At 70.1% G+C, this 5,971-nt stretch carries 4 protein-coding genes and 1 pseudogene; 1 reads left to right on the forward strand and 4 read right to left on the reverse strand.

Annotated features, from left to right (window positions below):
- Positions 1–779, reverse strand: a pseudogene (locus Q0A33_RS10385) (hypothetical protein); the annotation flags it as partial.
- A gap of 74 nt (positions 780–853) precedes the next feature.
- On the reverse strand, positions 854–3,163 hold the full coding sequence (locus Q0A33_RS10390; protein WP_291795966.1) for an efflux RND transporter permease subunit: 2,310 nt from the start codon (positions 3,161–3,163) through the stop codon (positions 854–856).
- A 62-nt stretch (positions 3,164–3,225) separates the two neighbouring features.
- Between Q0A33_RS10390 and orn the strand changes: the two genes are divergently transcribed.
- A complete protein-coding gene (orn, locus tag Q0A33_RS10395) occupies positions 3,226–3,837 on the forward strand; it encodes an oligoribonuclease (RefSeq protein ID WP_291795969.1) in 612 nt (203 codons plus the stop codon).
- Positions 3,838–3,839: 2 nt separating this feature from the next.
- Here orn and Q0A33_RS10400 read toward each other — a convergent pair whose 3' ends face one another.
- Both Q0A33_RS10400 and Q0A33_RS10405 read right to left on the reverse strand, forming a co-directional pair.
- A complete protein-coding gene (locus Q0A33_RS10400) occupies positions 3,840–4,769 on the reverse strand; it encodes a hypothetical protein (RefSeq protein WP_291795972.1) in 930 nt (309 codons plus the stop codon).
- Positions 4,770–4,909: 140 nt separating this feature from the next.
- The coding region (locus Q0A33_RS10405; RefSeq protein WP_291795975.1) for a tandem-95 repeat protein at positions 4,910–5,971 on the reverse strand (1,062 nt) is incomplete at its 5' end.

A 5,971-nucleotide genomic window follows, 5' to 3' on the forward strand; every position in this document is an offset into this window, starting at 1 on the left:
CCGGCGAGCGCGATGACGGGGACGATCGCGAAGGCCGCGCCGGTCTCCGCGAGCTTGCGGCGCCGCTCCTGGCGGCTGCGGCGGCGCTCCGCCTCCGACCGGGTCCTGCGGATCGCGAAGAACCCCATGATCCCTCCTCCCACGATGAGCACTCCGCCCGCGATGAGGAGAGGGAGAGCCCACGGCGTCGAGTCGTCTGCGGGCCAGGTGATGGAGACCTCGGCCGCGGCGGGCTGCTCCCCGTCCGTGCCGATCACGAACGCCGTCCGTCCGGCCTCCTCGTCGAAGGTGAGCGAGGCGCTGCCGGTGCCGGAGACGGTGGACTCCCACAGGTCGGAGGAGCCGGGCGCCGGAACGGTGGCCAGTGCCTCGGCATCGGCCTCCTGCTCCTCGGGGGGAGCCTCCTCGCCCTCGGCGGGGGCGTCCTCGGCGGGCGCTCCCTCCCCTCCCTTCGTGGTGGTGACGGCGAGGGCGTCCTCGTCCGCCATGCCGGTGACACGGCTGACGTCGGAGGCTCCCACCCAGGCGTCCGCGTTCTCCTTGGTGGTGCGGGAGATGGTGATCTCCTGCTCGGCGTCCGCAGCGGTGACCTCCAGCTCCGCCGGAGTGCCGTAGAGGTTGAGCACACCGGGCTCCACCACGAGGACGGGCCCCGGATCGTCGAGCTGAGCACTCGCGACCAGGGTGTCCGAGGGCGCCCAGAGGGTCTTCTGGAGCACGCCCAGTGTCCCGGAGAGGAGGCCGAGCACAATCAGCACGGCCGGCAGCACGTAGCGCACGCGCGTCCCTTCGTAGAAGTCAACAGCGTTCCGAGTCTAGCGAAGCACCCTCCGAGTCCCCTACGAGGAGGCGGTCAGCGTCTTCCTCGCCGGCGCTCAGCCTGCGACGCCGCGCCGGCCGGCGGGTCCGCCGCAGAGGCTCCGTCCGCGTGTGCGCCCGCCCGCTCCCGGCCCGGCCACCACACCCGCGGCCCGATGTCCCACACCAGTGCGGGCACCAGCAGCGTCCGCACGACGAACGTGTCCAGGAGCACTCCGAACGCGACGATGAAGGCGAGCTGCGCGAGGAACAGGATGGGGATCACGGCCAGAGCGGCGAAGGTCGCCGCCAGCACGATCCCGGCGGAGGTGATGACTCCGCCCGTGACCACCAGGCCGCGCAGAACCCCGCGCCGGGTGCCGCGGGTGCGAGCCTCCTCCCGCACCCGGGTCATGAGGAAGATGTTGTAGTCGATGCCCAGCGCCACGAGGAAGACGAAGCCGTACAGCGGCACCGCGGGGTCCGCGCCCGGGAATCCGAGGACGTGGTTGAAGACGAGCGCGGAGACGCCCATCGCCGTGCCGAAGGAGAGGACCGTCGTCGCGATGAGGAGCACGGGTGCGAGCACCGAGCGCAGCAGGACGACGAGGATGAGCAGGATCACACCCAGGACGACGGGGATGATGAGGGTCCTGTCGTGGACGGCGGCGTCGTTCGTGTCGATCGCGGTCGCCGTCACCCCGCCCACGCGCACATCCCCCGGGAGTGCGTGGAGGGCCGCGCGGAGAGCACGCACCGTCTCCTCCGCCTCGGCGGAGTCCGCCGCCGAGGCCAGCGTCGCCTGCAGGAGCACCTCGCCGCGGGAGACCGTCGGCGCAGGTGCGCCCACGGCATCCACCGGCACAGAGCCCGCAGGGGCCTCGGCGGCGGTGAGCGCGACGGAGTCGACCCCTGCGGCACCTTCGAGGATCCGAGCGGCCTCGGCGCTCCGTCCCTCCTCGACGAGCACGTAGACCGGGGATCCCGCCCCACCGGGGAAGTGCGCGCTGAGCCTCTCCTGCCCCTCGCGCGCCTCGGAGGAGCCGAGCACGAGGTCGGACTGCGGCACGCCGTCCGCGCGCAGCTGCGGGACGAAGGCCGCACCCACCAGCAGCACGAGGGTCGTGAGGATCCACACGGACCGGGCACGCCGGCCCACGAACCGGGCCGCTCTCGCCCACAGGCCCGTGCCGAGGTCGCCTGCCGGTGCCGTGCCGACGCCGCCGGGACCGGCAGCTGCACGACGATCCGCCGTGAGGAGGCGTGCGCCGGTCGCCTGCGCAGGGCGCGACCGGATCCCGCCGGCCGCCTGCGCACTGTCCGCTGCAGGCGGGCGCGGCATGCGCGGCCAGAAGGCCGCCCGACCCAGCAGGACGAGCACGGCCGGCAGGAACGTGAGGGCGGAGAGCATGGCGAAGGCGATGCCGATCGCCGCCACCGGCCCCAGCGCGCTGTTGGACCGCAGGTCCGAGAGGAGCAGGCAGAGCAGCCCCGCGATGACGGTGCCGCCGGAGGCGAGGACCGGCTCGACGGTGCCGCGCACCGCCGTCCGCACGGCGTCCCAGGAACGCGCCTCGTGCGCGAACGCCTCCCGGGCACGGGCCGTGAGCAGGAGGGCATAGTCCGTCGCGGCGCCGATGACCAGGATGAACAGGATGCCCTGCGTCTGGCCGGACAGGAGGATCGCACCGGACTTCGCCAGCCACCACACGGTGAGGAGTGCGGCGCAGAGCGCGAACACGGAGGTTCCCAGCACGGCGAACGGAAGGAGGAGCGAACGGTAGACGAGGAGCAGGATCACCAGCACCGCGGCGAGCGCGACGCCCAGCAGCAGACCGTCGATGCCGCTGAATGCCTCGCCCAGGTCGGCGGAGAAGCCCGCGGGGCCGGTGACGTGGACGGCCACTCCGGCCGGGACCTCGGCGCGGAGTTCGTCACCGAGCGCGGTCACCGCCTCCCCCGCGTCCGCGGCCACGTCCACCGGTACGAAGGCCTGCGCGGCGCGGCCGTCCTCCGAGGGGATCGCCGGCGAGACATCGGCAGCGACGACGGGAAGGTCTCCCGCGTCCTCGACCGCCTCACCGATCGCGGCGAGCGCAGGCCCGGAGAGTGCTCCGCCGTCCTCGGAGGTGAAGACCACCACCGCAGGCACCGCCTCCGCCGAGGTGAAGTCGGACAGGCGCTCCTGGACCACGGTGGCCTCCGCCGAGGACGGCAGGTAGGCGGTCCGGTCGTTCGAGGACACCTCGTCGACCCGGCCGAAGTACGGCCCTCCCACCGCGGCCGCACCCAGCCAGGCGAGGACGAGGAGCGCGGGAAGCAGGATGCGGAGCGGGCGGGCGGCGCCGGAGCGCGAGAGCGTCATACGCTCACAGTACTACTCAGCCGGTGCCGGGCACCGTCTCATCGGGGCATAAGATCGTGGGCATGGCTGCAGAGAGAATCGTCTGGATCGACTGCGAGATGACGGGCCTCGACCTCGAGGTCGACGAGCTCATCGAGGTGGCGGCGATCGTCACCGATTTCGACCTCGAGCCCCTCGATGAGGGGATCGACGTCGTCATCCGCCCGTCCCGGGCGGCACGTGAGAACATGAACGACTTCGTCACGAAGATGCACGTGGCATCCGGACTCATCACGGAGCTGGACGACGGGACGACGGTCGAGGACGCGCAGGCGCAGGTGCTCGCCTACATCCGGAAGCACGTGCCGGAGGCCGGCAGGGCACCGCTGGGCGGCAACTCCGTGGGCACGGACAAGGCGTTCCTCGTCAAGCAGATGCCGGAGCTCGTGGACCACCTGCACTACCGGATCATCGACGTGTCCTCCATCAAGGAGCTCAGCCGGCGCTGGTTCCCGCGCGCCTACTTCCAGTCCCCGGAGAAGACCGGCGGACACCGCGCCCTGGGAGACATCCAGGACTCGATCCGCGAACTCGCCTACTACCGGCGGGCGGCGTTCCGCCCGGAGGAGCCCACGTCCGAGGAGGCCAGGACCATCGCCGCCGAGGTCGTCGCGGAGTACGCGGCGAAGGGCTGAGCTCAGCCGTGGCCGAACAGCTTCCGGGGAATCGTCCCGGACTCGGCCACCCGGACCGCGAGCGCCTTCGCGTCCGTCTTGAGCGCGGCGAGCGCGGCGTCGTCGAGCACCTCCCAGGCCGCGGCCACGGAGTCGTCGGTGAGATCCTCGATCGCGGCCTTGAGCTCCAGGCCCTCCTCCGCGAGATCGGCGGAGTCCGTGCCGTCCGTGAGCAGGCCGCGGTCCGCGAGGAGCTCCGCCGTGGCGCGCCACTCCTCCTCGCTCCAGCCGCGTGACTTCCGCATCGCGGTCGGGGTGAAGCTCCTGCCCGTCGCGGAGTCGAGCACGATCGCCTCCAGTCCGGTGAGCCCGCCGGAGATGAGCGAGGCGAGGTGGCCGTCCCCGCGGTACTCGCGCAGCAGCGTGATGTCCGCCCACAGGTCGAGGAAGACCTGCAGCGTCCCGTCCTGGGCGCGGACGGCCTCCGGCCGCAGCGCGGCGCGGTGCCCGGCGTAGAGCGCGCGACCGCTGAGATCCTGTGCCGCGAGGACCGGGGCAAGGGCCTCACGGACGCGCTCCGCCGCGGCGCGGAGTTCCTCGAGCGAGTCCGCGGAGCCTGCCGCCGAGGCGGAGAAGAGCTCGGCGCACATCGCCTCGACCCCCGCCAGGCGCGCCGCGCACACCTCCGACGGCGCGGCCTCGTCCCAGCACGCGGGGACGCGCGCGGCGACGAAGGCCGGGGAGAAGCTGTAGAAGGTCGCGGTCACCAGTTCCGGCGAGGCGGCGCCCAGAGGCGCGCTCCGCACCGCGAGGTACTGGTTGCGGGGGCTGAGCCCGGCCTCGGCGAGCGCCTGGGCCACCGCCGCGGAGAAGTAGGAGGCGGAGTGGAAGGAGTCGAGCCGCTTGCTTGCGGATCGGATGGACTGAGCGCGCGATGCTGACGATTCCGACATAGCAGGAGCCTACCGCGTGACCTGCGCTACATAATGACGAGTGAATATGTCCTCCTGAGGTCCGGAGACGAAGACGTCACTGCGGGGGTGAAACATCGTGCGATGCTTCACCCCCGCAGCTTCTACCTCAGCTCCTCAGGTCACGGTGCGTCGTGCCTGCGAGCTGCCCACATGATCACACCTCCTGCCGACAGCAGTACCAGCCCACTCACCAGCGCGAAGGCCGTGAAGCCAGTCACGCCAGTCCGCGGCAGAGGCTTCCCATCATCGTTCGGGTCGCCCGGGTCGCCCGGATTTGGCTTGGGATCCTTCGTCGGGTCCTGACTCGGATCCGAAGTCGGGTCCTGACTCGGATCCGAAGTCGGGTCCTCGCTCGGATCCGGCGTCGGGGTGACCGGCACATACGTGATGGTCACCGTGGCACCGGTCTCGTTGCCATTGACATCCTCAACCGTGTACTGAATCGGAGTCGGGTTGCCCTCGAAACCATCCTCAGGCGTGAAGGTGATCGACCCATCGTCGTTCACCGTCCACACACCCTCACCAGGAACCACCAGCTCCTTGACAGGATTACCGTCAGGATCCGTGATGTTCACCGTGGACGGATCGAGATCACCCTCATCGTTGTCCAGCACATCCACCGTCACCGGGCCACGCGGGTTGTTCAACGACTCATCGTTGTTCGCCTCCGGCATCACCGGGTCTTCATCAACGTATGTGATGTGTACATCCGCATAGGTTTCGTTGCCGTGGGCATCGTCAACCGTGTAGCGGATATCCGTCGGCTGGCCGTCAAAGCCCTCCTCGGGCGTGAAGGTGATCGAACCATCCTCGTTCACCGTCCACACACCCTCACCAGGAACCTCCAGCTCCTTCACCGGCTCACCGGACTCAGGATCAGTGATATTCACCGTTGAGGGATCGAGATCGCCCTCATCGTTCTCAAGGACCTGCACCATCACCGGGTCACCCTGCGGGTTGTCCTCGGACAGGTCGTCGTGCGCCTGCGGCGGATCCACATAGGTGACAACCACATTCGCCGTCACCTCGTTGCCCTCAGTGTCCTGAACCGTGTAAGCGATATCCGTCGGCTGACCCTCAAAGCCCTCCTCCGGAGTGAACGTGATCGACCCATCGTCGTTCACCGTCCACACACCCTCACCAGGAACCGTGAGCTCCTTCACCGGATTACCATCCGGATC

The sequence above is a fragment of the Brevibacterium sp. genome (genome assembly GCF_022712115.1).
Classification (GTDB): domain Bacteria; phylum Actinomycetota; class Actinomycetes; order Actinomycetales; family Brevibacteriaceae; genus Brevibacterium; species Brevibacterium salitolerans.